This window comes from Herbiconiux sp. UC225_62 (assembly GCF_042694625.1).
In the GTDB taxonomy this organism is placed as follows: Bacteria; Actinomycetota; Actinomycetes; order Actinomycetales; family Microbacteriaceae; genus Herbiconiux.
Genome location: NZ_CP170551.1, coordinates 3740317 through 3764127, shown reverse-complemented (window position 1 = coordinate 3764127; position 23811 = coordinate 3740317). Strand labels below are relative to the sequence as shown.

Here is a 23811-nt window from a genome sequence, read left to right as displayed (position 1 = left end):
ACCGATGCAGCCACTGCTCGACCTCCGGCAGGTGACACGATCGTTCGGAGGAAAGAGCTCGGTGACGGCGCTGACCGGGATCGAACTGAGCGTCGCATCCGGTGATCACGTGGCGATCACGGGGCCTTCGGGGGCGGGTAAGTCCACGATGCTCAACATCCTCGGCCTGCTCGACCGGCCGTCGACCGGGGAGTATCTCTTCGACGGTGAGCCGACGTCGCGACTCAGTGAGCGGCGGCGATCCGCGTTGCGCGCGACCCAGATCGGGTTCGTGTTCCAGGCGTTCCACCTCCTGCCTGGCCGGTCGGTGCTCGAGAACGTTTCGATGGCATTCCTTTACGGCACCGTTCCGCGTGCCGAGCGACGCGAGCGTGCCCGAGACTCCCTCGACCGGGTGGGTCTGTCGCATCGGGTCGAGTTCCAGCCCGGCACGCTCTCGGGTGGTGAGCGTCAGCGTGTGGCGATCGCAAGGGCCGTCTGCACCGAGCCGCGGCTGCTGCTCGCCGACGAGCCCACGGGGAATCTCGATCGCGCGAACTCCGAGGAGATCCTGGCGCTGTTCGACGAGTTGAATGCCGACGGACTCACGGTCGTCACGATCACGCACGATCAGCGCGTCGCAGATCGCGCCCGTCGACGGGTGCGGATCGAGCAGGGCCGTCTGACGGAGTTGTCGACGTGAACGGTCGTGGATGGAGGCGGCGACGGGCATCCTCACCAACGATCGGACTCCGCGACGCGCGGTACGCGATTCGCGACCTGCTGGGGGAGTCGCTCAACGGTGTCTCGGCGAAACCGTCGCGTCTCGTCATCAGTGTGCTCGGAACGCTGGTGGGGATCAGTGCTCTGGTGATGACGATCGGCCTCGGTCAGACGGCGGCCGGGCAGGTCGCGAATCTATTCGACTCGGTCGCGTCGACGCATCTGCGGGTGGAACCGGCAACGGCGTCGGGGGCGGACGGCAAGGATCACCCGGCGGCGAGCATCCCTTCCGATGCGCTTGACCGGGTCTCGCGGCTCGCGGGAGTCGAGGCGGTGGCGGCCCTCGCGAAGGTGTCTTTCGCCGCCCGGATCACAGCGGTGCCGGTGAAGGATCCGTCGTCGACGGAGGCCGTTCCGCCACCGATCGTCGCGGTCTCCGGCGACCTGCTTGCGGCGGTGGGGGGCACCGTCGCGGGCAGGATGTTCGACAGGGGACACGAGGCGCGGGTCGACCGGGTGGCCGTGCTCGGCGCGGGAGCGGCCGAGGCGCTGGGGGTCGAGAGCGCCGCCAGCAGCCCGTCGATCTTCGTCGACGACCATGCGTTCACGGTGGTGGGTATCCTCGAATCGTGCGAGATCGAGTCGGGCCTGATGGATTCGGTGATCATTCCACTCGCGACCGGCCAGCGAGACCTCCATGTGGACTCGGCAGACAGGCTGGCGCTGCGTATCGCGGTGGGGGCGGCCTCGACGGTTTCACATCAGGCCCCGCTCGCGCTGGCGCCGAACGCGCCTGAAGGCTTCCGTGCCGCCGCGCCTCCGTCCGGGGTCGAGTTGCACGGGGAGGTCCAGGGCGACTTGGATGTGGTGTTCTTCCTGATCGGACTCATCACTCTCGTGGCAGGTGGGCTCGGGATCGCGAACGTCACGATGCTCAGCATCTCCGAGCGTCGGAGCGAGATCGGATTGCGTCGAGCCCTCGGCGCTACGCGTCGGCAGGTCGCGGCGCAGTTCATGACGGAATCGCTCGTGGTGGGCACGCTGGGCGGACTGATCGGTGCTGCGGTCGGCGTACTGACGGTCGTCGTGGTGTCGCTGACCCAGGGCTGGACGCCGGTTCTCGACCTCGGGCTCGTTCTCGGCAGTACCGCGCTCGGCGGTCTGGTCGGCCTTGCTGCGGGTTGCGTCCCGGCACTCAAAGCGGCACATGTGGAACCGGCTGACGCACTCCGAGACAGTTAATTCTCAGGATTCTCCCAGGAAAACCGAGCACTTGTGATGAGAGTTCCACCACGCGTGATCGCCGACACGACTCGCTCGTCATCGCCGCGCGACGTCCCTCGGACCGATCATGGCCGTGTGCGCTCTCTGCCGCCGCGCAGCTCGGCTCTGGGCGAGTCGCCGAATGCCCTGCCTACGCCAGGTGTTTTCAGCCCCGCTCGACTTTGCGAAGTCACGCTGATAATGCACATTATGTCAATACGTAAGGAGGCCATACGCATATTCTGCAGATAGCGGACGATCGTGTTCCCCTACCTGATGCAGCGTTGTTTCGTGGAGAGGACGAACTGTTTGATCTGCCTTTGAGGTTGCCGCAACTCTGGCGGCAACCTCAAAGGATCGTCAATCTGATCTCGTGGCGGACTTTATCCAAGCTCGAAGCCACACCAGAGCTCCACTCACCCATCGAACGCTTCGCCCGCTGGCACCACCTCCGCCGACTCACGGCAGAATCGGCCGAGACGAAGAACATGAACTACGCGACGCGCAGCGCGAAGCAGGAGATCACCGAGGCCGGCAAATTTCTCGGCTGGCTCCTCGACGAACACAACAAGACGGTCGCGACGATGGGACAGGTCCACATCGACCAATACTTATCCGAGGGCGCCTCGACCAGGAAACACATCCGCAACTTCGTCCGTTACCTCGAGCGCGAGAACACCGTCGCCGGCCTCGATGTCCCCGCCCGCGTCGCGCAAACCACACCGCTCCTCACCCAACAGCAGCGCCTTGAACACATCAGAACACTGCTCCAGGCCGTGAAGGTCAGCGAGTCGATCCGCCTCGCCGGCCTCCTCTTCCTTCTCTATGGCATCCCGATCGGTCGGCTCTGCATGACGACCCTTGACCAGATCCAGGTGAAACCCAACGTCGGAATCACAATCGCATTTGGTCGGAACCCAGCGCCTATCCCGGACGAGATCATCCCGCTGTTCCTCGCACACCTCAACACCCGCGACCACGCCGGCACCCTCAACACCGGCACGAACTGGCTTTTCCCCGGAACCCGCGCAGGACGACCCCGCTCCCCCGACACTCTCCTACTGCACCTCCGAAACCGCGTCGGGATCAACATCCAAGGAGTGCGAAACACCACCATCCGCGGCCTCGTCGAAGAAATCGACCCCACATCGCTGTCTCGAACGCTCGGCTACAGCAAACAGATCATGGCCAAACACGCCACAGCAGCCACCGTCCCCTGGTCCAGCTACGTCATCGACAAGAACCCACAATTCGCCGACGAACCCAGGCAACCCCGATAACGCTCCGCTGGCCGGTCTGGCGCGCGACCAACGAGTTCTGTCAGGATCGGCAAGTGACAGTCATCGTGAACTCCGACAACTTCGTGCGCGCCGAGAACGACCGCATGTTCCATGACCTGCAGCGTGACGCCGGTGGGATTAACACCTTCCTCCACAATCGCCAACCGGCGGCGATCGACAAGTAGACCGTGATCCGACTGAACCGCGACACCCTCTACAGCTTCGCGATCGTCGACATCTCCCAGGGCGCGTCCTTCACGATCCCCGACTACGGCGACCGCTACCTCTCTGCGATGGTCGTGAACGCCGACCACTACATCAACCGCACCTTCCACTCCCCAGGCAAGCACCAGCTCGCCGTCGAGGAATTCGGGTCCCCCTACGTTGCCATCGCGATCCGCATCCTCGTCGACCCGGCCAACCCCGATGACATCGCCGCCGTGGCTGCCATCCAAGACCAGATCGAGATCACCAGCAACTCCGCGGTCACCTTCACTATCCCCGACTACGACCCGACTACATTCGACGAAACCCGCAACGCGCTCCTTGCCTTAGCCCGCAACCTGACCGAATTCGATCGAACGTTCGGCTCCATCGACGAAGTCGACCCAGTGCGTCACCTCATCGGCACCGCAGCCGGCTGGGGCGGCCTCCCCACAAGCGAAGCAACCTACATCGGAGTCGATCCGAGGCTCTCCGGCGGCAACCACGAGCTCACCGTCAAAAACGTCCCGGTCGACGGATTCTGGTCGATCTCGGTCTATAACGCCGCCGGCTACTTCGAACCCAACGACGCCGATTCCTACACCGTCAACAACATCACCGCAGAGAAGAACGCAGACGGATCCGTCACCGTTCGCTTCGGCGACTACCCCACAGGCACCCCCAACGCGATCCCCACCCCCGAGAAATAGAACTACCTCGTCCGCCTCTACCGGCCGCGCCCCGAGATCCTCGACGGCACCTGGAACTTCCCTACTCTGATCACCTGAAATCAGAACCGATGACAACAGCCAACGCGGCCGCACCATCGTGGTCGAGCCGATTGACCGGGAGTCGAACGTCGCGGCATAGCCCGGATCCAGATAACTGAACTACCCAGTTGACGACTGCCCTCTTCAGGCGAGCGGCACGATCGCATCCACTTGGGCCAGCGCATTGCCCTGCAGCACATTCACGCCGATCATCGAGCGTGCGGGTGGATCGTCCGTGAAGAATTCACGATAGACGCGATCGATGACGTGGCCGAACTCGATCAGCATGGGCGTGTAGATGGTGAGCTTGATCGCGTTGAACACGTCAGCCCCTGCAGCGCGGCAGATCGCGTCGAGATTCTTCAGGCACTGTCGCATCTGAGCGCCGACTGCCTCATCGCCGCCGCCGAACAACGGGTTCAGTGGTCGAGGGAGCATCTGCCCGGTCGCCGGGTCGATCGGAAGCTGGCCCGACACATGGAGCAGGCCGTTGTAGGCGATCGCCTGGCTGGAACCGCCGGGGCTCCATGGTGCATCCGGAGTGAAGATCACATGACGTTCCACAGGTCGCTCCCCCGGGCTCGATATCGATGGCACTGGTCCCATCATGGTACGGCGACCACGCGCTCTCGTGGCACGGCTCCTCGATGATCCCGTTTGTAATAGTCAACCAGGTGGTCTATAGTTAGACAACCCAGTTGACTAAACCTTGGAGGGGCCATGGCAACCACCGAAGCGGTGCCCGATTTCGCCACAATTCCCGACGTTTCACACCACGCGTTCGCAAGCGGCGACGCCACCATCCACTACGTCACGGCCGGATCGGGTGGGAGTCCGATCGTGCTGGTGCACGGCTGGCCCGAGACCTGGTGGGCGTTCCGCGCCGTGATCCCTCTTCTCGCCCCGTCCCATCGCGTGGTGGCCGTCGACCTGCGCGGCTTCGGCGACTCCAGCGCATCCGAGGACGACTACAGTCCCCAGGCGTCGGCTGAGGACCTGCACCGGCTAGTCGAACACCTCGGCTACGGGCCGGTTCACCTCGCCGCGCAGGATGTCAGCGGGGCCCTCGCCATCCGCTTCGCCGCATCACATCCCGACGACGTCCTCAGCTACATCGGCACCGAAACGACCTTCCCCGGCTATGGCATGGAGATGCTCGCCGACGTCAATAACGGAGGCTCGTGGCACCTCGGCTTCTACGGCACTCCCGGAATCCCCGAGATGCTGCTGCCCGGCCACGAACGCGCCGTCCTCGAATGGGCCTACTCGGTCATGGGGGCGGACCCTGCATCGGTGACGGAAGCCGACTTCGACGAGTTCGAGCGCACCTACGCTCGCCCGCACGCGGAACGCGGCGCGGCCGGCCTGTACCAGTCCCTGTTCACCGACAAGGGTGCTCTGCGGGAGCTGCTTCAGCAGCATCCGCTCACCGTTCCGGTGCTCGCCATCGACGGACCGAACCATCCGTTCACCGAGATGACCCTGCGCCAGGTCTCCGACGACGTCACCGCGGTGCACATCGACGGCGTCGGACACTTCGTCGCCCAGCAGGCGCCGAGAGCGTTCGCCGCCGCGATCAGCGAGTTCACGAGTCGCGTCGACGCCCGCTGACCGTTCATCCCGGATGTCCTGGTGAAGCGAGACGCATCCTTCACCGGGACATCCGATCGATCCCTAGGCTTACACAATGACCCATGCCGGACCGGACCTCGCCCTCCTCCTTCTCGCCTCCTATCGGAGACTGGTCGACCAGGCGACCGTCGAGCTCGACCGGCGCGGCTACCCGGATGTCACTCCCACGCTGCACTACGCGATGACCGCCATCTCGCTCGGCGCGGAGACCGCGTCCGAACTCGCCCAGGCCCTTGCCGTGACCAAACAGGCCGCCGCGAAGACGGTGACGTCACTGCTCGAACGAGGTTTCATCGACAGCACGCCCGACCCGGCCGACAATCGCCGCAAACGCCTGACCGTCACCGACCTCGGTCGCCGGGTGATGGACGAGGGCGCCACGATCTTCGACGACCTCCGCGAGAAGTGGATCGCAGCTGCCGGGCCTGACGCGATCACGGCCCTCGAAGGCACGTTGCGGGAGTACACGGGCTCGGAGGTGATCCGTCTGGACGCCCCCGGCTGGACCGCCGGAGCGTGACGTCGAACACCACGCACTGAGTGGGAACCGTCCCCGACCCCGACAGCGATTGCCCGCGGACATCGCCCGAGCAGAGCGGACTTCTCCCCCCTGGATTAATACAGCCGACGCTGTATTAATGGGATCATGCTCACGATCAGCACCCGTCTCGACGTCATGAACAGGCTCGGCCGCGCCATGGCCGACCCGAGAAGATCACGCATCCTGATGCTGCTGCTGGACCAGCCGGCCTATCCCGCCGAGATTGCCCAGCTGCTCGAGCTCACGCGCCAGAACGTCTCCAACCACCTCAGCTGCCTCCGCGACTGCGGCATCGTCGTCGCCGAACCTGAAGGCCGGCATCACCGCTACGAGATTGCCGACGTTCATCTCGCGAAAGCACTCAACGATCTCGTGGGTGTCGTGCTCGCCGTCGATGTCTCCGCACCCTGTAACGACGAGGCTTGCGTCGTTCCCGGTTGCTGCGAGGTCACCGCGTGACCACCACAACCGAACGCCTGAATCACGAGCGGAAAGCGCTGCTGCAGAAGCGCATCCGCCTGATCGTCGCCATCACGATCGGCTACAACCTGATCGAGGCGGTCGTCGCGATCGCCGCCGGCACCGCCGCCTCCTCCGGAGCTCTGATCGGATTCGGCCTCGATTCCACCATCGAAGTGCTCTCCGCCGCAGCCGTGGCATGGCAGTTCACCCGCAAAGACCCGGAGCGCTGGGAGAAGGGAACCCTCCGCGTCATCGCACTCGCGTTCTTCGCGCTCGCTCTCTACGTCGGCGCCAACGCCGTCCTGACTCTCACTCAGGCGGTCGACGTCGAGCACAGCACCGTCGGGATCATCCTCACGGCACTCAGCGTCGTCATCATGCCGTTCCTCTCGTTCGCGGAACGGCGCACGGGCCGCGAGCTTGGCTCCAAGACAGCGATCGCCGACTCGAAGCAGACCCTCATCTGCACCTACCTCTCAGCCGCCGTCCTCGTCGGTCTCCTCCTGAACACGCTCTTCGGTTGGTGGTGGGCCGACCCGATCGCGGCCCTCGTGATCGTCACCTTCGCAATCCGCGAGGGCATTGAAGCTTGGAAGGGCGACGCCTGCGCCACTTCAGTCGGCGTGCTCCTCGACGACGACGAAGGGCACGACCACCCCTAACGGAGTCGAGGTCTGCGGGCCTCCGGCTGGATCCCGCTGAGAGCGCGGACGACGGCGTCGTGGGCGACGTGAGTCGCCCGCTTTCCCGCACCGAAGACCGCTTCGGCGCTCCTGATGACGAAGGGCACGCGCACGACGTCTTCGCCTGACCGGACGGAGAACTGGATCGTGTTGTAGGTCCGGATCCCGTCCCTGGTCGTGCCTTGCGAGCTGGACAGGATCGCGGCCCTGTCGAGCGACCCGGTCGGCGATCCCTTCCCGGAGCCGTGCCAGATCTCGATTCCGGAGGCGTCCACCACGAGCACGAAGAGTATGCCGGGAGGCCGAACCCGCGACAGCTTCGCCCGGAGCAACAGGTCGTCTTCCAGCAAGGCGCTCAATTCCGGCATCGAGCCGCTGCGCAGCACGACCGCCCCAGGACGCATTCTCCGCAAGTACCCCGCTCCCCCATAGGCCCACGCGGAGATGAGCATCAAGACGAGGCCGAGAGACGAGACGATCACGCCGACCCAGCCGAAGATCACGACGTAGCGCTCGAAGGGATTGTCGAGGGAGTACTCGCGCAGGTTGAGAATCGTGATGGCGGCCGTCAAGAGCGCGATCAGCGCGATCACCGCGGCGATGACTCGGGCCCTCTCCACGCCGTGTCGCTCCGGCATCCGCTCTCCCCCGACCTCTCCGGGCCAGCATAAACGCGGCGAGGGCACGGCTACCACTCGTCACGGGGTGCACTCCGGAGCCGACGTCATCGCTGCCGATGTCGGGGCTGGACCGGGAGCGGTGCTCGATGGTCGAATGGAGGATGTCGTATGCCGTCGTCTCCGTCCATTCGCCGAAGCCCGACCATCGGGCGGCCGTCATCGACTCGATGTCGCGGTACAGCCGCGTCGCACGGGAGCAGCCCGGGCTGATGTGGACCGGGATCGTCGATGACGACACCGGTCGGCTCGTGGGCATCGCCGTCTGGGACTCCCTCGATTCCGCCGTGGCGGCACGCCCCGCGCTCATGGCGGAGGTCGGTGACGACCCGTTCACCGACTGGGACGAGCATCCCATCGACAGCCTGAGAGGTCCCGTGCTCTGACCGCGGCACGGGGCCCCAGCCTCAGCGTCGCGTGAACACGTAGTGGACGACTCCCGAGGGTGACGCCGTGACCTCGAGGGAGAAGCGCTCCTCCAGACCCTCGAGCCCGTCCCAGAGCCGGACGCCCCGCCCGAGCACGATCGGCACGACCACGATGTGCAGGTGGTCGACGAGGTCGGCCGCCAAGAAGTCGCGCACGACGGTGGGGCCGCCGCCGAGCCGCACGTCAAGATCTCCCGCAAGATCGGTCGCCAGGGCGAGCGCGTCGCGCGCGGGCAGGTCGCGGAACAGGAAGGTCGTCTCCCCCACCGCGAGATCCGGCCGCGCATGGTGGGTCAGCACCACCACCGGGCTGTGGAAGGGCGGCTCCTCGCCCCACCAGCCGCGCCACGACTCGTCCTCCCACGGGCCGAGCTGCGGCCCGAATTTGCGCCGCCCCATGATCTCGGCGCCGATCCCGCGATTGGTGGCCGCCGCGAACGCGTCGTCCACACCCTGCGAACCCGAACCGACCGCCTCAGCGTCATGACCGGACATACCCACGAAGGTCTGCGTGGGAAAGAACCACTCCATGAGTCGACCCCCGGCATGACCGAACGGTGTGTCGAACGACTGCCCCTCCCCCGTGGCGAAGCCGTCGATCGAGATGGCGAGGTTGTGCACCCTGAGCTGTGTCATGGCTTCACGTTAGCAGCATGTGAACACTGTCCACATCCCATCCTGCGTCCGTCAGGCGGCCGGGCCGACCAGAACCGCGAACACCGTGAGCACTCCCCCGGCGATGAACAGGGCCGTGCCGAGCTGCATCGTGCGGGTCTTGTTGCGATCGGCGGTGGGAACGTCGACTTCAAGGATGGGGCATCCTGACCACCCGATCAAGCCGAGGCTCGCGGCCACGGCCAGCGCCCCCACCCAGAACACCGCCTGATCGAGACCGCCGAGCTGAGCGGGCCGCCAGCCCGAAGCCAGCAACGGACCGAGGAAGAGCGCCACCGAAGCGACCGCCGCCGCGAACCAGATCGTTCCGGTGCGCATGATCCGCTTGACGTTCTTCTCCGGTGTCATCAGGTCGTGCAGGGTGCCGGTGTGCTCCCTGTTCGTCATGTGCGTTGCCACGTCGGGCCATCTCCTTTCGGTCGGGCGTCACGCGGACGCCCTGTGATCACTATTTCGTGGACGCGTCGAGCTCGTCGAAGTCGTCCACTCCCGCCGCGGCCGCCTCGCGACGGCGGGCTCGAACGGAGGGTGCGACGAGCGCGGCGAGGATGGCGAGCACCCCCACGCCCGCCGAGACCCAGAACCCGATGGTGAACGCGTCGTCGGTGGGCGCGCCCTGCGCCGTGACGTTGGACGAGATGAGCGCCGCGATGACCGCGGTTCCGATGCTCGAGCCCACGGTGCGGATGACGGTGTTCGCGCTGATCGCCTCGCCCGTCTGAGCGGCAGGGACGCTCTCCACGATCGCGTTCGACGTGGCCGCCAGGGCCATGCCGATCCCGATGCCGGTCAGGATGCCCGACACCACGATCTGCCATGCCTCGGCATGCCCGAGCGCGGGGATCAGGAAGGCCACGGTCACCGCGATGCCGCCGACGACCATCGGGATCTTCGGCCCGATGCGGCGGATCAGGATGCCGGCGACCACACCGGAGATCACCATCGCGACGACGGTCGGCAGCAGGAACAGGCCCGCCTCGGTCACCGACTTGCCGAATCCGTAGCCGAGAACGGTCGGCAGCTGCAGCAGGGTCGGCACCAGGATGAAGGTGCCGAACATCGCGAAGCCGAAGGCCAGGGCCACGACGTGCGCGGTCCACACTCCGCGGTGCTTGAACAGGCGCACGTCGATGAGCGGGTTCTTCACCCGCAACTCCACGAACACGAAGACGATGAGTGCGACGCCGCCGAGCACGAGCAGGCCGATGGTCTTGCCGTCGCCCCACCCCCACTTCTCCCCTTCGCTGATGGCCAGGAGCACGGCCACCAGGCCGACCGAGAGGATGCCGGTGCCGAGCACGTCGAGGCGGCCGGGCGTGCGCACCGGCGACTCGGGGATGCCGAAGATCGCGCCCAGCAGCGCGATGGCCACGAGAACCGCGGGCAGCCAGAACAGCCAGTGCCACGACAGGGTCTCGACGATGGGACCGGCGGCCACGATCCCGACGCCGGCGCCGATGCCGAAGATGGCCGAGAGCAGACCGATCGTCACGCTCACGCGCTCTCGGGGCAACTCGTCGCGCACGATGCCGATCGAGAGCGGCAACACCGCTCCGGCGGCTCCCTGGAGGATGCGGCCGACGATCAGCACGCCGAGGTTCGGTGCGAGCGCGGCGATCACGGTGCCGATGAGCAGCAGCGCGAGCACGACGATGATGACCTTGCGCTTGCCGACCATGTCGCCGAGGCGTCCGAGGATCGGGGTGAGCACGGCGGCGGAGAGCAGGTAGGCGGTGAGCACCCAACTCGCATCCGCCGTCGCGACTCCGAGGTCTGCCCCGATGGTGCCGAGCGCCGGCGCGACCAGCGACTGCAGGACGGCGAACGACAACCCGCCCAGTGAGAGGAACAGGATGATCGCCGTGCTGCGCGTACGCGGACCTTTTGCCGACGAGTTGGCGCTGCCGGCGCTGGTCGGAACCGAACCCGTTGCGGGGCTCTGGGCGGTGGCGGACATGCATCTCCTCGTCATGTAAGCAGTCGCTGACTTGACGAGTATTCCTTAACGCACGTGAAGTGTCAACAAGGGTTTACTTCTGAGGATGAGCCGGTACAGTAACCGGTGGGAAGTGGGACATGACCAACCAGACACCGGTGTCGCCGGACACCAGCGCCGAGGCGGCGACCGAGGCCGACGACGAGCTCCTCCGCTCGGGCCGGGACGCCGCGGCGACCCGCCGCGCCCTCGTTCGCGCGGCCCGCCGCCGCTTCGCCACCGACGGATACCGCGCCACCACCGTTCGGCAGATCGCCGCGGACGCCGGGGTGAACGTCGCCCTGATCAACCGCTACTTCGTGTCGAAAGACGGCCTGTTCGAGGCGTGCATGCTGCGCACCTCCGACGAACTGGACACCCGGACCCCGGATCGCCCGTCCAGCATCGACGACGTGATCGCCCGCCTCGTGGCGCACGTCGTGAACGCGCCCGACGGGGACGACCCGCTGCAACTGCTGCTCCTCCTGCGTTCCTCGGGTGACGAGAACGCCGACCGCATCCGCCGGCGCACCCTGGAGCATTTCACCCAGAAGCTCGCCGCCGCGGCCGGATGGGATGCCGACGACCCCGACACCGCGCCGGTCCTCCTGCGGGCGCAGCTCGCCATCGCGACGATGCTCGGCGTGGTGATGCTCCGTACCTCGGCGGCGGTCCAACCGGTGGCCTCCGCGGATTCCGACGACCTCACCGCACCGCTCGGGCAGGTCTTCCGCGTTCTCCTGGCCCCGGACGAAGAGGCGGTTCACGGCGCCGACGCGGACTCCGACACCGCTCGGCCGTAACGGGCGGCGAGCTCACCGAAGGCGTGTGCGAGCTCGGGCGGCCCGACCACGTCGAGGTCCGCGTCGAAGCGGCCGAGCGACGCCGCCAGGGCCACCCACGACCAGGAACCCGCTTCGAGACTGCACCGATCGGGGCCGAGGTCTTCGACGACGCCGTCGCCGGCGAACGGGACCACCTCGCGAGCGGGCCGGTGGAGCACGACGGTGCCGACGCAGGGCCAGCGATCGGCGCCATCGGAACCCTTGAACCGAGCCGAGACGTAGGCCGCGACATCCCCGCCCGGTACCTCCTTCGGGGAGAAGCGCGGACCGGTCGGGCTGCGCGGCGCGATGCGGTCGGCGCGGAAGATTCGCCAGTCCTCCCGCTCGATGTCCCACGCCACGAGGTACCAGCGCCCGTTCGACGTGACGAGGTGGTGCGGCTGCACCCGCCTCGGCGCTCGGGGCGTCTGCGGCGCGGAGGTCGCGTGTTGCTCGGCGGCCCCGAGCTCCCCCGCGGCGTCAGAGCCCGTGTAGTCGAATCGCAGCACCTCGTGAGCGCGAACGGCCGTCGACAGCGTGATCAGCACCTCAGGCGACACCGTGTCGGATGTCCCTTTCGCACGGCTCGGCACGGCGGTGAACTGCACGGCATCCAGACGATGACGCAGGCGCGAGGGCATCACCTGCCGCACCGTGGTCAGCGCTCGCAAGGCCGCCTCCTCGAAACCCGCACCGCCGGCGGTCGCGCCCTGCAGCGCGACGGCCAGCGCGACCACCTGGTCGTCGTCGAAGAGCAGCGGCGGGAGTTCGCCGCCCGCGTCGAGCCGGTAGCCGCCATCCGGACCCATCGTCGCCTCGATGCGGTAGCCCATCTCGCGGAGCCGGTCGACGTCGCGGCGCACCGTGCGGTGGCTGATGCCGAGCCGCTCGGCGAGCACGGTGCCCGGCCAATCGCGGCGCGTCTGCAGCAGCGACAGCAGGGTGAGCAACCGGGAGGTCGTCGTCATGGTGTCGATCCTAGATCGAGTCGAGGACAGAAGCTGTCCGCTACACCTGCGACTGTCGTTACAGCCGGGATGCGCCCGGCGTCCATCTCACAAGGAGCAGACATGAGCATCCACACCACCACCCACCTCAACTTCCGCGGCGACGCCCGCGCAGCACTCGAGTTCTACCGCTCCGTCTTCGGCGGTGAGATCACCATCGCGACGTACGGCGACTTCGGGATGCCGGCCGACGCTCCGGGTGCCGACAACGTGCTCTTCGGGCAGGTCGAGAGCGCGGACGGCTTCCGCGTGATGGCCTACGACATTCCGGGACAGTCGGATGGATCGACTGAGGCCGCAGGCTCAACGCACCGAGAGGGCGGGGTCACCATCACCGATCAGCCCTTCTTCGTCTCCGTGCGGGGCGAGACGCTCGACGAAGTGGAGGCCTACTGGAACGCCCTCTCCGCGGGCGCCTCGATCGTCGAGCCGCTCGCCGCCTCGGCCTGGAGCCCCGGCTTCGGCATGCTCACCGACGCATTCGGTGTGACCTGGATCCTCGACGTGGCCGCCCGCGCTGCGGAGTGAGACGTCGCCTGAGGCGGATCAGACCGAGGTGAGGAGCCCGGCCACGGCATCGAGGGACCCGGGCACGAGCCGGTAGTACGCCCAGGTCGCCCGCTTGGACCGCGTGAGGAAGCCGGCATCGACGAGCACCTTGAGGTGGTGCGACACCGTGGGCTGCGACAGGCCGAGCGGTTCGGTGAGGTCGCAGACGCAGGCCTCCGCGTCGTCGTGGGCGGCGACGAGCGACAGCAGTCTCAGACGCGCCGGGTCGGCCAGCGCCTTGAGCGTGCGGGCCATCACCTCGGCCTGATCCGCCGACAGGGCATCGACCGTGATCGGCGTGCAGCGGGCCGTGACATCGGTCAGGGGCAGCAGTTCGGCGACGGGCATGTCCCCAGCATCGCACAAACATTGACAGCCGTCGATGTTCACGGCGATACTTCATCCATCGACACACTTCGATGCACGATGAGGCCCCACGGGCCGGGAAGGATGCGCGATGACCGCCGCACCCACTGTTCTGTTCGTCTGCGTGCACAACGCGGGCCGCTCACAGATGGCCGCCGGCTACCTGCAGGCGCTGGCCGCCGGACGCGTCCAGGTGCTGTCCGCCGGCAGTGAGCCCGCGGACACCATCAACCCGGTCGCGATCGAGGTGATGGCCGAAGAAGGGATCGACATCGCGTCGAACCAGCCGAAGATCCTGACCACGGATGCGGTCCGCGAGTCCGACGTCGTCATCACGATGGGCTGCGGCGACACCTGCCCGATCTTCCCGGGCAAGCGATACGAGGACTGGGAGCTGACCGACCCGGCCGGCAAGAGCGCCGACGAGGTGCGCCCCATCCGCGACGACATCAAGGCGCGGGTCGAGGCGCTGCTCGCGGAGATCCTCCCCGTGAACGCCTGAGCGGAGGACTCGACCGTGACCATGACGCTCACCGTTCCCGCGCGAACCGCGGATCCGCACACGGGCGGACTTGCCGTCGCCGTGATCGGCGCCGGCCCGGTCGGCCTCGCCGCCGCCGCGCACCTCCGCGAACGCGGACTCGAGGTGATCGTGTTCGAGGAGGGCGAGTCCGCCGGCAGCGCCGTGGCCGAGTGGGGGCACATCCGGTTGTTCTCCCCGTGGACCCATCTGATCGACCCGGCCGCCGGCCGCCTGCTCGAAGCCGGCGGATGGACCGCGCCCGATGGCGACCGCTCCCCCACCGGCGCCGAACTCCTCGACTCCTACGTGACCCCGCTCGCACACACCCCGGAACTCGCGCCGCGCATCCGGCTGAGCAGCCGCGTCGTCGCGGTGAGCCGCCAGGGCATGGACCGTACCCGCTCCACCGGCCGGGCCGACACGCCGTTCCTGCTCCGGGTCGAGCACGCCGGTGCCGTCTCGGAGTTGCTCGCACGGGCCGTCGTCGACACCTCGGGCACCTGGCGCTCCCCCAACCCGCTCACGGCGGCGGGGCTCACGCCCCTGACCGGAGCGCCCGGGCAGATCGTCGTCGGGCTTCCGGACGTGCTCGGTCGGGATCGCGACCGCTTCGCCGGCCGGCACGTGCTCGTCGTCGGCGCGGGCCACTCCGCTGCGAACACTTTGCTGGCGCTCAGTGCGCTCGCCGAGTCCGAACCGGGCACCCGCATCAGCTGGGCCATCCGGAACGAGTCGGCCGTGCGGGTCTTCACCGCCGACGACGACCAGCTTCCCGGACGCGCTTCGATCGGTCAGCGCGTCGAGGCCCTGGTGCAGGGCGGACGGATCACGCTCATCGACCGGTTCGAGATCGACGACATCCAACCGGTCGAGCACGTCGCCGGCGAGAGTGAGCACGGTACTCCGGTCCGGGTTCAAGGCCGCCGGGCGGGCACGCCGACGGTCGTCGAGGCCGACGTCGTGGTGAACGCGACCGGTTTCCGCCCCGATCTCGATCTCCTCCGCGAGATCCGCCTCGGCCTCGACGACATCGTCGAGGCGCCACGGATGCTCGCTCCCCTGATCGATCCGAACCTGCATTCCTGCGGCACGGTGCCCCCGCACGGCGTCACCGAGCTCACGCATCCGGAGCCCGGCTTCTTCATCGCGGGCATGAAGTCTTACGGACGCGCGCCGACCTTCCTCCTCGCCACCGGTTACGAGCAGGTGCGCTCGATCGCCGACGAGCTCGCCGGCGATCACCGTGCGGCGCGCATCGTGAACCTCGTGCTGCCCGAGACCGGTGTCTGCTCCACCGGGGTGTCGGCGACGGAATCATCCTGTTGCGGATGACCGGCGTCGGCATCCGCTCTCTGCGAGCCACCGACTGGCCCGCGGTCGAAGCGATCTACCGCGAAGGGATCGCGACGGGGAACGCGACCTTCGAATCGGAACCACCGGATTGGCGGTCCTTCGACGCCGGGAAAGTCCCGGTTCCGCGTCTGATCGCGACCACGGCGGATGGCGCGATCGCCGGCTGGGCCGCGGCCTCACCCGTCTCCGGTCGCGACGTCTACCGCGGTGTGATCGAGCACTCCGTCTACGTCGCCGAGGCCGCTCGGGGTGAAGGGATCGGCCGCACGCTCCTCGACGCCTTCATCGGGGCCGCCGAGGCGGCCGGGTACTGGACCATCCAATCCAGCATCTTCCCGGAGAACAGCGCGAGTCTGGCTCTCCACGAACGAGCCGGCTTCCGGGTCGTCGGCACCCGTCGGGCGATCGCCCGGATGGGGTACGGGCCCTGGGCCGGACGATGGCGCGACACCGTGCTGATCGAGTGGCGCAGCACCGTCACCGGGCGGGACTGACCCCGCGGAGATACTCCTCGAGCGACACGGGCCGTGAGCCGGTGAGCGCTTCGACGTCGGGACTGACAGCGGCCAGGGCACCGCTCGCGATCGCGGTGTAGGTGCTCACCCACGCGTCCACCTGCCAGGCGGGAGCACCGTAGTGCGCGCGCGAGGCGTAGGCCTCCTCGACGGTCTCGTTCTCGAATCGCACCTCGTGTCCGCGCACCCGCGAGATCGTCGCGGCGGCCTCCTCGAGGGTGATCGCCTGAGGCCCGGTGAGGTCGTACCGGCGGAAGGCATGCGCGGCCGGGTCGGCGAGCACCGCGACGGCGGAACGCGCGACATCCGCACGGGCCACCACCGAGACGCGCCCGGTTCCGGCGGGGCCGCGGATGACGCCGTCCTCCCCCACGAGGTTCTCGACGAAATCGGTGTAGAGGTTGTCGCGTAGGAAGGTCCACTCCAGGCCCGAGGCCGCGATGTGCTCCTCGGTGGCGTGGTGGTCGCGACCGAGCGTGAAGATCGAATCCGGCGCCGCGGCGAGGAACGAGGTGTAGACGATCCGCTGCACGCCGGCCGCCAGGGCGGCGTCCACGAAGGCGATGTGCTCGTCGCGGCGGTCGGCGGTCTCGGCCGCGGACACCATGAACAGCGTCTCGACGCCCTCGAGTGCCTCTCGCGCGGCATCCTGATCGCGGTAATCGGCCTGGTGCACGGTGCTCCCGGGCAGCACGGGTGCGCGCTCCGGCGAGCGAGCCAGAAGGCGTTGTGGGATGCCGCGAGCGGCGAGCTCGCGGGCCACCAGTCCCCCGACCACCCCCGTGACCCCGGTGACGGCGATGGGTGCCTGCGTTGTCATGCTTGAAGGATACTGCGGTCCCCGCGCCCGCCGGGCGCGCAGCCGTAGCAGATCGCGGGCCGTCTGAAAAGCGTCTGGCCGGAATCCGTCGCACGCGTAGGGTCGGGCGCATCGAGGCCCCCGCTGCCTCGCCGACGGAAGAAGAACCATGCTCCTCCCCTCCCCTCGCGGCGCCGTCAGCGCCGCCCTCGCCTCGTGCCTCCTGCACGGCGACGAACCCGACGCCCTCAACGACCTCGTCGAGGCAGCCTTGGTCCTGGTCGACGACCTGATCACCGACGACGACATCCAGATCTCCCTGTTCATGCTGTACGAACTGCACTACCTCGGCTTCGACGACGTCGACGACGCCCTGGAGTGGAACCCGGAGCTCCTCCGGGCCCGCGCCCGCATCGAGGCCCGGCTCGAGGAACAGCTGCGCACCTCGGTCTCGGTCACGGAACATCCGCTCCCCACGGTCGATGCCGTGGCGGGCGCGCTGTTCCGGATGACCGCTCCGACCGCGGGCCCGGGCCTGTCACGCTACGTGGCGAAGAAGGCCGGCGAGCAGCAGCTGCGCGAACTGCTCCTGCACCGCTCGGTGTACCAGCTGAAGGAAGCCGATCCGCACACCTGGGCCATTCCGCGGCTCAGCGGAGTGCCGAAGGCCGCCCTGGTGGAGGTGCAGACGGACGAGTACGGCAATGGCCGGCCGGAGCTCATGCACAGTGCTCTCTTCGCCCGCACCATGAGGGCGCTCGGACTGAACGACGACTACGGCCACTACGTCGACCAGCTGCCCGCCGTGACGCTCGCGTCGCTCAACACCATGTCGATGTTCGGCCTGCATCGACGCCTCCGCGGCGCGATCGCCGGCCATCTCGCGGCCGTGGAGATGACCTCGTCGATCCCGAACCGCCTTTACGGCGACGGGTTCCGGCGTCTCGGTCACGACAGTGATACCACGCTCTACTTCGACGAGCACGTCGAAGCGGATGCGGTGCACGAGCAGATCGCCGGCCGCGACCTCGCCGGGGCGCTGGCCGAGGCGTCCCCTGAGCTGCTCGACGACATCCTGTTCGGTGCGGCGAGCTGCCTGCTGCTCGACGACCTCGTGGCGCAGCACCTGCTCACCGCGTGGCGGAACGGCGAGTCCTCGTTACGGGCGCCCGGAGAGCCGCGACTCGGCGCTCGCGAACGGACACGCAGCCGGGTGCCTGGTCACTACCATGGCTGAGCGTCGGGACGCCGAGGTCGAGATCGTGCCCTGCCCCGATGGCCCGATCCTCGTGCGTGGCCGCGTCACCATCGCCGGAGCCACCGGTCCGAGTGTGGACCGCGGGCGGCGCACCGTCGCGCTCTGTCGGTGCGGCCTGTCGCAGCGCAAGCCCTTCTGCGACGGAACGCACCGCATCACCGGATTCCGCACCGACGACGAGCCGAACCCGCCTCAGGAGGGGTGACCGTCCTCGATTCGGTCGGTCACCTCGTTGAGCACTCGGGCCACGACCGCCGCATCGCTCGGTGACAACCCATCCATGACCTCCACGACCGTGCCGTGGAACATCCGGTAACCCGCTTCGACCTTCTCGGCCGCGGCCGTGGTGGGCCGCAACAGCTGCGCCCGCCGATCGTTCGGGTGCGGCAGGCGCTCGAGGTCGCCGTTCCGTTCCAGCCGATCGATGATCGCGGTGACCGAGGCGTTCGAGATGGCGAGCATGACCACGAGATCCTTCGGCCCGGTGTCGCGCCCCTCCCGTTGCGCCTGGAGCAGGTAGCGGATGGCGCGGAACTCGTTGTTGCTCAGCCCCACGGCGGCGCGCACGCGGTCGACCTCGGTCTCCTCGGCCCGTTGCAGACGCAGCAGCGCGTCGACGGCTGCTTGCGCCGGCTCGGTGCTCGGCGCATCCGCGTAGAGATGTCGGGCCTCGCGGCGCACCACGTTCTGCGGCATCAGACCTCCCGGCAGTGGCTTCGCACGATCGGCCGTGCGCACCGATCCTTCACCCTCTGAATATGGCCCTGCCCGCCCGAATCGGCCACCGTCGGGAGCCGATTCGGCCGAGGGCTTCCCGTCCGCCTTCGGCATGAGCGGCTCTCTGCAGCGTCGCACCACCGCCTTCGCGGAGGAGGCGATGCAGCAGCTCGTCGACGGATGCCGCGTCTCCGCTCTCCTGCAGCGCGGGTCCGATCCGGCGCCGCAGCTCGGCGACGACCTCGTCCGCCGAGGCGAGCGAGCCGCTCACGGGATGCACCAAAAGTCCCGTGAGCCCGTCGCGGGCGGCGTGCCACGCCGCTGCGTCGAGCAATTCCGGATCGACGGCGACGGGAGGGCTCGCGTCACCGAGCGCGGTCAGCACGAGCGCGCGGCAGATCGCCGCGAGCAGCACGCTCTGCCAGGCCTCGAGCTGCGCGTCGAAGACTCGGAACTCGACGGTCGGCAGGCTCTCCGAAAGTCGCAGGTTCCAGGCCACGGTCGCGGCGTCGGCGGTGCCTCCGACGCCCACCAGGCGGGCGAGGCGCGTGTCGTAATCCTCCGGCCCTTCGAAGCTCGGCGGGCAGCCGTTCGTGGTCCAGCGGCTCATCAGGATGCTCCGCCAGCTGGCGAAGCCCGTGTCCCGCCCGCGCCAGAACGGCGAGTTGCCGCCGAGCGCCAGCAGCACGGGCAGCCACGGGCGCATCGCGTTCATCGCGCGCACCCCCTCGGCGCGGCTGGGCACGCCGACGTGGACGTGCAGAGCGTTGATCTGGTGGTCGTCGACCACCGCCCCGAATCCGCGGGCGATGCCTTCGTACCGTGGCGACGGCGTCACGTCGGGAGGACCATCGGGCGTCGCGAAGGGCGTGCCGCCGTTCCAGGCCACCAGTCCGCTCTCGGAACACGCCGCGGCCACGACCTCGCGGAACCGGCTGATGCCGTCGAACGCCTCCGGTAGACGGGTGTACACCGGTGAGGAGAACTCGATCTGGGACGCCAGGTACTCCCTCGACACGAACGGGCCCGTCTCGGGATCGGCTCTCACCGCGCCGAACACCGGCTCGCACGCCACGGGGAGCAGGGATGCCGGATCGACGAGCATCGTCTCCTCCTCGATCCCGAACGTCGTCGTCATGCTCCCGGCTTACCGCCCCCGGACGCCCACCGTCCAGCCGTTGACATCTCCGACGTCGGCCGGATGCCGCGCCCCGGCCTCCGCACCTCCTGTCAACCCCTGTGGATCGAGCGGGCGGAGCGTAGACAGGGAGAATGAGAGCACTCACCTGGCAAGGCACCATGAAGGTCCGCATCGACGAGGTCGCGGATCCGGTGATCGTCGATCCGACCGATGCCGTCATCCGCGTCACCTCCACCGCCATCTGCGGTTCGGATCTCCACCTCTACGACGTGCTGGGCCCGTTCCTCAGCAAGGGCGACATCCTGGGGCACGAACCGATGGGCATCGTCGAGTCCGTCGGCGCCGACGTCACCGAACTCGCCGTGGGCGACCGCGTGGTCATCCCCTTCGTGATCGCCTGCGGGCACTGCTTCATGTGCGAGCAGGGCCTCACCACGCAATGCGAGACCACCCAGAACCGTGCCACCGACACCGGCGCCTCGCTCTACGGCTACACCGAGCTCTACGGCTCCGTCCCCGGTGGCCAGGCCGAGAAGCTGCGCGTGCCGTTCGCCGACTTCAACGCGATCAAGGTCGGTGCGGATCTTCCCGACGACCGCTACCTCTTCCTCAGCGACATCCTTCCCACCGCCTGGCAGGGCGTGCAGTACGCCGACGTGCCCGAGGGCGGAACGCTCGCCGTGGTGGGACTCGGCCCGGTCGGGCAGTTCGCGAGCCGGATCGGCCGCCAGCTCGGCTACCGGGTGCTCGGGATCGATCCCGTTCCCGAGCGCCGGGCGATGGCCGCCCGGCACGGCGTGGAGGTGTTCGACCTCACCGACGACATCGTGCCGCTGCTCCGCACCGCGACCGACGGGCGCGGCCCCGACTCGGTGGTCGACGCGGTCGGGATGGAGGCGCACGGCAACCCGGGCGTGGAGTTCGCGACCTACGCGGTCGGCAAACTGCCCGAACCCCTCGCCAAGAAGGCGATGACCACCGTCGGCGTCGATCGTCTCGCCGCGCTGCATCTCGCACTCGACCTGGTGCGTCGCGGAGGCACGGTGTCGTTGAGCGGTGTGTACGCGGGGGCCGCCGACCCGGTGCCGTTCATGAGCATGTTCGACAAGGGCATCACGATCCGGATGGGTCAGTGCAACGTGCACCGCTGGATCGAGACCCTCCTGCCTCTGGTCGAGGACGCGGCGGATCCGCTCGGCATCGACGACCTCGTGACGCATCACGTCCCGCTCGAACAGGCTCCGGAGATGTACGAGATCTTCAAGAAGAAGGAAGACGGATGCGTCAAGGTGGTCCTGCGGCCCTGACGGTCAGCTGAGGATCACCAGCTGCTGCGTGGCCCGTGTCATGGCCACGTAGCGGTCCACGGCGCCGGCGATGCCGTTGCCGAACGCCTCCGGATCGACCAGCACCACGAGGTCGAACTCCAGTCCCTTGGCGAGCTCCGGGGTGAGTGAGCGCACGCGACCCGCCGAGGGCGCGGCCTGGTCGCCGATGACGGCCGCGATCCCCTCGTCGTGCTCCGTCAGCCACGCCTCGAGGACGCCCTCGAGTTCCGTCCGGGAGCCGTGCCGTACCGGGATGCCGCTCCGGCGGATCGAGGTCGGCACGTTCGCATCCGGGAGCGCGGCCCGGATGATCGGTTCGGCTTCGGCCATGACCTCCTCCGGGGTGCGGTAGTTGATGCTCAGGGAAGCGACCGTGACGTGGCCGAGCCCGATCCGTGCGAGGCGTTCTTCCCATGACTCCCGGAAGCCGTGCCGCGCCTGGGCGCGGTCGCCCACGATCGTGAAGCTGCGGGAAGGACAGCGGCGCAGGAGCATCTGCCATTCCGCGTCACTCAGTTCCTGCGCCTCGTCGACCACGATGTGCGCAAACGGCCCGGCGAGCAGATCGGGGTCGATGCTCGGCAGAGCGGCATCGTCGACCAGGCTGTTCCGGGCGTCCTGACCGCTCAGCATCGACATCACGAGCAGCTCGGAGTCGTCCGCGGCGATCAAGTCCTCGACCACCCGGTCCCGCGCTTCCTGCTCGGCGGCGAGAGTGGCCTCGCGACGGCGACGGCGACGGGATGCTTCGGGGTCGCCGATCCGAAGCCGCGCCGCATCGAGGAACGGCAGGTCGGCGACCGTCCAGGCGCGGGGCACGTCGCGCTGGAGCAGAGTCACCTGATCGGTGCTCAGCCAGGGAGCGCACTGCTGCAGGTAGGCGGGCACCGTCCAGAGATCGCCGACGACGCCGACCGGATCGAGCAGCGGCCAGGCCCGGTTGAACGTGTCGGTGAGCTCCTCGTTCGGCACCAGGAAGCGGCGGAGCTGCGCCGGCGAGACCTCCTCGTCGCCGTCGTGCTTGTCGAGCAGGATGTCGACCAGCGCCTCCCACACCTCGTCGCGAGCGTCGTTGTGCGGCGTTCCGGGTTCCGGCGCGTCGAAGGCCTCGGCCCAGTCCTCGCCGTCGACCGTGACCTCCGACCACGGCGTCTCCACGACGATCGGGCGGGTCGGCGGCTGCTCGTAGCGGGACACGGCACGGTCGATCATCCGCGCCGGATCCGCGGATGCCTTGAGCGCCGCCACCTGGGCGTCCTCCTCCGTCGCGGCATCCGCACCCTCGACCACGAGGTCGCGGAGGGTGGCGATCTGCACCCCCTCCTCCCCCAGGCTCGGCAGCACGTCGTCGACGTAGGCCAGGTAGCCATGGCTCGGCCCGACGAACAGCACGCCGCCGCGGCGGCGCTCGAGGCGCGGGTCCGAGTAGAGCAGGTACGCGGTGCGATGCAGCGCCACCACGGTCTTGCCGGTACCCGGCCCGCCGTCGACGACGAGGGCGCCGCGGGAGCCGGCGCGGATGATCGCGTCCTGATCGGCCTGGATGGTGCCGAGCACGTCGCGCATCCGGCTCGACCGGGTGCTGCCGAGGCTCGCGATGAAGGCGGATTCCTCGTCGAGCGCGACGGCTCCGTCGAAGCCGTCGGGGGTGAACACCTCGTCCCAGTAGTCGCTGACGCGGCCGCGGGTCCAGCGGTAGCGGCGACGGCTGGTCAGCCCCATCGGGTCGGCGAAGGTGGCTCCGAAGAAGGGCTCGGCGGCCGGTGAGCGCCAGTCCACCAGCAATCGGCGGCCGGCATCGTCGGTGAGACCGAAGCGTCCGATGTAGAGCGGCTCGGGATCGTCGGCCCGCACGACACGACCGAGGCACAGGTCGAGTCCGTAGCGACGCAGCGCCCGCAGCCGGGCCGTGAGGCGGTGCACCTCGAGGTCGCGGTCCATCGCCTCCTGACCCGTTCGGCCAGGACTCCGGCGTGCGCGGTCGAGGCGGCCGGAGAGGTCGTCGATCGACTCCTGCAGGCTCCGCGCGAGGGCCGAAAAGTGCCGTTCGTCGTCGGCGATCAGCGCCGGGTCGGCCTTGCGGGCCAGGCGGTCGGGCAGGTTGAACGCGCTCGTCGTCCGTGTCATCAGGTCCTCTCG

At 68.3% G+C, this 23811-nt stretch carries 29 protein-coding genes; 18 read left to right on the top strand and 11 right to left on the bottom strand.

The features are described 5' to 3' along the window. Positions 1 to 4 precede the first annotated feature (4 nt). The 5 genes from ACFJGU_RS18410 to ACFJGU_RS18390 all read left to right on the top strand — a co-directional run bounded on the left by ACFJGU_RS18410 (position 5) and on the right by ACFJGU_RS18390 (position 4159). Positions 5 to 682 (top strand): ABC transporter ATP-binding protein, encoded by a 678-nt coding sequence (locus tag ACFJGU_RS18410; protein ID WP_382305442.1) that lies wholly within the window; start codon positions 5 to 7, stop codon positions 680 to 682. Further along, on the top strand, positions 679 to 1944 hold the full coding sequence (locus ACFJGU_RS18405) for an ABC transporter permease (RefSeq protein WP_382305440.1): 1266 nt from the start codon (positions 679 to 681) through the stop codon (positions 1942 to 1944). The genes ACFJGU_RS18410 and ACFJGU_RS18405 overlap by 4 nt, the downstream gene beginning before the upstream one ends. 509 nt (positions 1945 to 2453) lie before the next feature. Then, positions 2454 to 3245, top strand: a complete 792-nt coding sequence (locus tag ACFJGU_RS18400) for a hypothetical protein (RefSeq protein ID WP_382305438.1) — start codon at positions 2454 to 2456, stop codon at positions 3243 to 3245. Positions 3246 to 3298: 53 nt separating this feature from the next. After that, the gene (locus ACFJGU_RS18395; protein ID WP_382305435.1) at positions 3299 to 3430 is read left to right on the top strand and encodes a hypothetical protein; all 132 of its coding nucleotides are present in this window, start codon (positions 3299 to 3301) and stop codon (positions 3428 to 3430) included. Positions 3431 to 3433: 3 nt separating this feature from the next. Next, positions 3434 to 4159, top strand: a complete 726-nt coding sequence (locus ACFJGU_RS18390; RefSeq protein WP_382305433.1) for a DUF1214 domain-containing protein — start codon at positions 3434 to 3436, stop codon at positions 4157 to 4159. A 204-nt stretch (positions 4160 to 4363) separates the two neighbouring features. Here ACFJGU_RS18390 and ACFJGU_RS18385 read toward each other — a convergent pair whose 3' ends face one another. After that, positions 4364 to 4783, bottom strand: coding sequence for a RidA family protein (locus ACFJGU_RS18385; RefSeq protein ID WP_382305431.1), 420 nt, complete (start codon positions 4781 to 4783; stop codon positions 4364 to 4366). 156 nt (positions 4784 to 4939) lie between these two features. On the opposite strand from ACFJGU_RS18385, the gene ACFJGU_RS18380 reads away from it, so the two are divergent. The 4 genes from ACFJGU_RS18380 (at position 4940) to ACFJGU_RS18365 (ending at position 7516) form a co-directional block, all read left to right on the top strand. Next, positions 4940 to 5830, top strand: a complete 891-nt coding sequence (locus tag ACFJGU_RS18380; protein WP_382305428.1) for an alpha/beta fold hydrolase — start codon at positions 4940 to 4942, stop codon at positions 5828 to 5830. A gap of 76 nt (positions 5831 to 5906) precedes the next feature. Continuing rightward, positions 5907 to 6371, top strand: coding sequence for a MarR family winged helix-turn-helix transcriptional regulator (locus tag ACFJGU_RS18375; protein WP_382305426.1), 465 nt, complete (start codon positions 5907 to 5909; stop codon positions 6369 to 6371). Positions 6372 to 6497: 126 nt separating this feature from the next. After that, on the top strand, positions 6498 to 6851 hold the full coding sequence (locus tag ACFJGU_RS18370) for an ArsR/SmtB family transcription factor (protein ID WP_382305424.1): 354 nt from the start codon (positions 6498 to 6500) through the stop codon (positions 6849 to 6851). Continuing rightward, positions 6848 to 7516 (top strand): cation diffusion facilitator family transporter, encoded by a 669-nt coding sequence (locus ACFJGU_RS18365; RefSeq protein ID WP_382305421.1) that lies wholly within the window; start codon positions 6848 to 6850, stop codon positions 7514 to 7516. Before ACFJGU_RS18370 ends, ACFJGU_RS18365 begins: the two co-directional genes overlap by 4 nt. Here the strand turns inward: ACFJGU_RS18365 and ACFJGU_RS18360 are convergent. Then, positions 7513 to 8223 carry a hypothetical protein gene (locus ACFJGU_RS18360; protein ID WP_382305419.1) on the bottom strand — a complete coding sequence of 237 codons (711 nt, stop codon included), beginning with the start codon at positions 8221 to 8223 and terminating at the stop codon, positions 7513 to 7515. The genes ACFJGU_RS18365 and ACFJGU_RS18360 overlap by 4 nt on opposite strands. A 95-nt stretch (positions 8224 to 8318) precedes the next feature. On the opposite strand from ACFJGU_RS18360, the gene ACFJGU_RS18355 reads away from it, so the two are divergent. Continuing rightward, complete coding sequence (locus ACFJGU_RS18355) at positions 8319 to 8600, top strand: hypothetical protein (protein WP_382305417.1); 282 nt, start codon at positions 8319 to 8321, stop codon at positions 8598 to 8600. Positions 8601 to 8621: 21 nt separating this feature from the next. Here ACFJGU_RS18355 and ACFJGU_RS18350 read toward each other — a convergent pair whose 3' ends face one another. The 3 genes from ACFJGU_RS18350 to ACFJGU_RS18340 are packed head-to-tail and all read right to left on the bottom strand — an operon-like array spanning position 8622 to position 11274. Then, complete coding sequence (locus ACFJGU_RS18350; protein ID WP_382305415.1) at positions 8622 to 9278, bottom strand: dihydrofolate reductase family protein; 657 nt, start codon at positions 9276 to 9278, stop codon at positions 8622 to 8624. 51 nt (positions 9279 to 9329) lie between these two features. Then, the gene (locus tag ACFJGU_RS18345) at positions 9330 to 9716 is read right to left on the bottom strand and encodes a hypothetical protein (RefSeq protein ID WP_382305413.1); all 387 of its coding nucleotides are present in this window, start codon (positions 9714 to 9716) and stop codon (positions 9330 to 9332) included. Between the two features lie 49 nt (positions 9717 to 9765). Beyond that, positions 9766 to 11274 carry an MFS transporter gene (locus ACFJGU_RS18340; protein ID WP_382305411.1) on the bottom strand — a complete coding sequence of 503 codons (1509 nt, stop codon included), beginning with the start codon at positions 11272 to 11274 and terminating at the stop codon, positions 9766 to 9768. 119 nt (positions 11275 to 11393) lie between these two features. Here ACFJGU_RS18340 and ACFJGU_RS18335 point away from each other — a divergent pair, with 119 nt between their 5' ends. Further along, positions 11394 to 12095, top strand: a complete 702-nt coding sequence (locus ACFJGU_RS18335; protein WP_382305408.1) for a TetR family transcriptional regulator — start codon at positions 11394 to 11396, stop codon at positions 12093 to 12095. Here ACFJGU_RS18335 and ACFJGU_RS18330 read toward each other — a convergent pair. Beyond that, positions 12056 to 13084, bottom strand: a complete 1029-nt coding sequence (locus tag ACFJGU_RS18330; protein WP_382305406.1) for a helix-turn-helix transcriptional regulator — start codon at positions 13082 to 13084, stop codon at positions 12056 to 12058. The two genes, ACFJGU_RS18335 and ACFJGU_RS18330, sit on opposite strands and share 40 nt — an antisense overlap. A 102-nt stretch (positions 13085 to 13186) precedes the next feature. Between ACFJGU_RS18330 and ACFJGU_RS18325 the strand changes: the two genes are divergently transcribed. Then, positions 13187 to 13651 carry a VOC family protein gene (locus tag ACFJGU_RS18325; protein ID WP_382305404.1) on the top strand — a complete coding sequence of 155 codons (465 nt, stop codon included), beginning with the start codon at positions 13187 to 13189 and terminating at the stop codon, positions 13649 to 13651. 18 nt (positions 13652 to 13669) lie between these two features. On the opposite strand, the gene ACFJGU_RS18320 is transcribed toward ACFJGU_RS18325, so the two are convergent. Beyond that, positions 13670 to 14020 carry an ArsR/SmtB family transcription factor gene (locus tag ACFJGU_RS18320; protein ID WP_382305402.1) on the bottom strand — a complete coding sequence of 117 codons (351 nt, stop codon included), beginning with the start codon at positions 14018 to 14020 and terminating at the stop codon, positions 13670 to 13672. 109 nt (positions 14021 to 14129) lie between these two features. On the opposite strand from ACFJGU_RS18320, the gene ACFJGU_RS18315 reads away from it, so the two are divergent. Genes ACFJGU_RS18315 through ACFJGU_RS18305 form a run of 3 tightly spaced genes read left to right on the top strand, consistent with a single transcriptional unit; the run spans position 14130 to position 16408 of the window. After that, positions 14130 to 14540 carry an arsenate reductase ArsC gene (locus ACFJGU_RS18315; protein WP_382305400.1) on the top strand — a complete coding sequence of 137 codons (411 nt, stop codon included), beginning with the start codon at positions 14130 to 14132 and terminating at the stop codon, positions 14538 to 14540. Positions 14541 to 14561: 21 nt separating this feature from the next. Continuing rightward, complete coding sequence (locus ACFJGU_RS18310) at positions 14562 to 15893, top strand: FAD-dependent oxidoreductase (protein WP_382310434.1); 1332 nt, start codon at positions 14562 to 14564, stop codon at positions 15891 to 15893. After that, positions 15890 to 16408, top strand: coding sequence for a GNAT family N-acetyltransferase (locus ACFJGU_RS18305; RefSeq protein ID WP_382305397.1), 519 nt, complete (start codon positions 15890 to 15892; stop codon positions 16406 to 16408). The genes ACFJGU_RS18310 and ACFJGU_RS18305 overlap by 4 nt, the downstream gene beginning before the upstream one ends. On the opposite strand, the gene ACFJGU_RS18300 is transcribed toward ACFJGU_RS18305, so the two are convergent. Then, positions 16392 to 17249, bottom strand: coding sequence for an SDR family oxidoreductase (locus ACFJGU_RS18300; RefSeq protein WP_382305395.1), 858 nt, complete (start codon positions 17247 to 17249; stop codon positions 16392 to 16394). The two genes, ACFJGU_RS18305 and ACFJGU_RS18300, sit on opposite strands and share 17 nt — an antisense overlap. Before the next feature lie 148 nt (positions 17250 to 17397). On the opposite strand from ACFJGU_RS18300, the gene ACFJGU_RS18295 reads away from it, so the two are divergent. Then, complete coding sequence (locus ACFJGU_RS18295) at positions 17398 to 18465, top strand: iron-containing redox enzyme family protein (protein WP_382305393.1); 1068 nt, start codon at positions 17398 to 17400, stop codon at positions 18463 to 18465. Beyond that, on the top strand, positions 18458 to 18691 hold the full coding sequence (locus tag ACFJGU_RS18290; RefSeq protein WP_382305391.1) for a CDGSH iron-sulfur domain-containing protein: 234 nt from the start codon (positions 18458 to 18460) through the stop codon (positions 18689 to 18691). Before ACFJGU_RS18295 ends, ACFJGU_RS18290 begins: the two co-directional genes overlap by 8 nt. Here the strand turns inward: ACFJGU_RS18290 and ACFJGU_RS18285 are convergent. Beyond that, a complete protein-coding gene (locus tag ACFJGU_RS18285) occupies positions 18679 to 19182 on the bottom strand; it encodes a MarR family winged helix-turn-helix transcriptional regulator (RefSeq protein ID WP_382305389.1) in 504 nt (167 codons plus the stop codon). The genes ACFJGU_RS18290 and ACFJGU_RS18285 overlap by 13 nt on opposite strands. A 49-nt stretch (positions 19183 to 19231) precedes the next feature. Then, positions 19232 to 20341 carry a YbdK family carboxylate-amine ligase gene (locus tag ACFJGU_RS18280; RefSeq protein ID WP_382305387.1) on the bottom strand — a complete coding sequence of 370 codons (1110 nt, stop codon included), beginning with the start codon at positions 20339 to 20341 and terminating at the stop codon, positions 19232 to 19234. 134 nt (positions 20342 to 20475) lie between these two features. On the opposite strand from ACFJGU_RS18280, the gene ACFJGU_RS18275 reads away from it, so the two are divergent. Then, complete coding sequence (locus tag ACFJGU_RS18275) at positions 20476 to 21651, top strand: zinc-dependent alcohol dehydrogenase (protein ID WP_382305386.1); 1176 nt, start codon at positions 20476 to 20478, stop codon at positions 21649 to 21651. 3 nt (positions 21652 to 21654) lie between these two features. On the opposite strand, the gene helR is transcribed toward ACFJGU_RS18275, so the two are convergent. Then, complete coding sequence (gene helR, locus ACFJGU_RS18270) at positions 21655 to 23799, bottom strand: RNA polymerase recycling motor ATPase HelR (RefSeq protein ID WP_382305384.1); 2145 nt, start codon at positions 23797 to 23799, stop codon at positions 21655 to 21657. Between the last annotated feature and the right edge of the window lie 12 nt (positions 23800 to 23811).

Excerpts from the sequence above, each read along its gene's own strand:
- ACFJGU_RS18340 (WP_382305411.1), bottom strand. The coding sequence starts at position 11,274 with ATGTCCGCCACCGCCCAGAGCCCCGCAACGGGTTCGGTTCCGACCAGC.
- ACFJGU_RS18410 (WP_382305442.1), top strand. The coding sequence starts at position 5 with ATGCAGCCACTGCTCGACCTCCGGCAGGTGACACGATCGTTCGGAGGA.
- ACFJGU_RS18315 (WP_382305400.1), top strand. The coding sequence starts at position 14,130 with ATGACCGCCGCACCCACTGTTCTGTTCGTCTGCGTGCACAACGCGGGC.
- ACFJGU_RS18290 (WP_382305391.1), top strand. The coding sequence starts at position 18,458 with ATGGCTGAGCGTCGGGACGCCGAGGTCGAGATCGTGCCCTGCCCCGAT.
- ACFJGU_RS18350 (WP_382305415.1), bottom strand. The coding sequence starts at position 9,278 with ATGACACAGCTCAGGGTGCACAACCTCGCCATCTCGATCGACGGCTTC.
- ACFJGU_RS18280 (WP_382305387.1), bottom strand. The coding sequence starts at position 20,341 with ATGACGACGACGTTCGGGATCGAGGAGGAGACGATGCTCGTCGATCCG.
- ACFJGU_RS18355 (WP_382305417.1), top strand. The coding sequence starts at position 8,319 with ATGTCGTATGCCGTCGTCTCCGTCCATTCGCCGAAGCCCGACCATCGG.
- ACFJGU_RS18300 (WP_382305395.1), bottom strand. The coding sequence starts at position 17,249 with ATGACAACGCAGGCACCCATCGCCGTCACCGGGGTCACGGGGGTGGTC.
- ACFJGU_RS18325 (WP_382305404.1), top strand. The coding sequence starts at position 13,187 with ATGAGCATCCACACCACCACCCACCTCAACTTCCGCGGCGACGCCCGC.
- ACFJGU_RS18305 (WP_382305397.1), top strand. The coding sequence starts at position 15,890 with ATGACCGGCGTCGGCATCCGCTCTCTGCGAGCCACCGACTGGCCCGCG.
- ACFJGU_RS18375 (WP_382305426.1), top strand. The coding sequence starts at position 5,907 with ATGACCCATGCCGGACCGGACCTCGCCCTCCTCCTTCTCGCCTCCTAT.
- ACFJGU_RS18310 (WP_382310434.1), top strand. The coding sequence starts at position 14,562 with ATGACGCTCACCGTTCCCGCGCGAACCGCGGATCCGCACACGGGCGGA.
- helR (WP_382305384.1), bottom strand. The coding sequence starts at position 23,799 with ATGACACGGACGACGAGCGCGTTCAACCTGCCCGACCGCCTGGCCCGC.
- ACFJGU_RS18380 (WP_382305428.1), top strand. The coding sequence starts at position 4,940 with ATGGCAACCACCGAAGCGGTGCCCGATTTCGCCACAATTCCCGACGTT.
- ACFJGU_RS18295 (WP_382305393.1), top strand. The coding sequence starts at position 17,398 with ATGCTCCTCCCCTCCCCTCGCGGCGCCGTCAGCGCCGCCCTCGCCTCG.
- ACFJGU_RS18320 (WP_382305402.1), bottom strand. The coding sequence starts at position 14,020 with ATGCCCGTCGCCGAACTGCTGCCCCTGACCGATGTCACGGCCCGCTGC.
- ACFJGU_RS18330 (WP_382305406.1), bottom strand. The coding sequence starts at position 13,084 with ATGACGACGACCTCCCGGTTGCTCACCCTGCTGTCGCTGCTGCAGACG.
- ACFJGU_RS18275 (WP_382305386.1), top strand. The coding sequence starts at position 20,476 with ATGAGAGCACTCACCTGGCAAGGCACCATGAAGGTCCGCATCGACGAG.
- ACFJGU_RS18400 (WP_382305438.1), top strand. The coding sequence starts at position 2,454 with ATGAACTACGCGACGCGCAGCGCGAAGCAGGAGATCACCGAGGCCGGC.
- ACFJGU_RS18370 (WP_382305424.1), top strand. The coding sequence starts at position 6,498 with ATGCTCACGATCAGCACCCGTCTCGACGTCATGAACAGGCTCGGCCGC.
- ACFJGU_RS18335 (WP_382305408.1), top strand. The coding sequence starts at position 11,394 with ATGACCAACCAGACACCGGTGTCGCCGGACACCAGCGCCGAGGCGGCG.
- ACFJGU_RS18285 (WP_382305389.1), bottom strand. The coding sequence starts at position 19,182 with ATGCCGCAGAACGTGGTGCGCCGCGAGGCCCGACATCTCTACGCGGAT.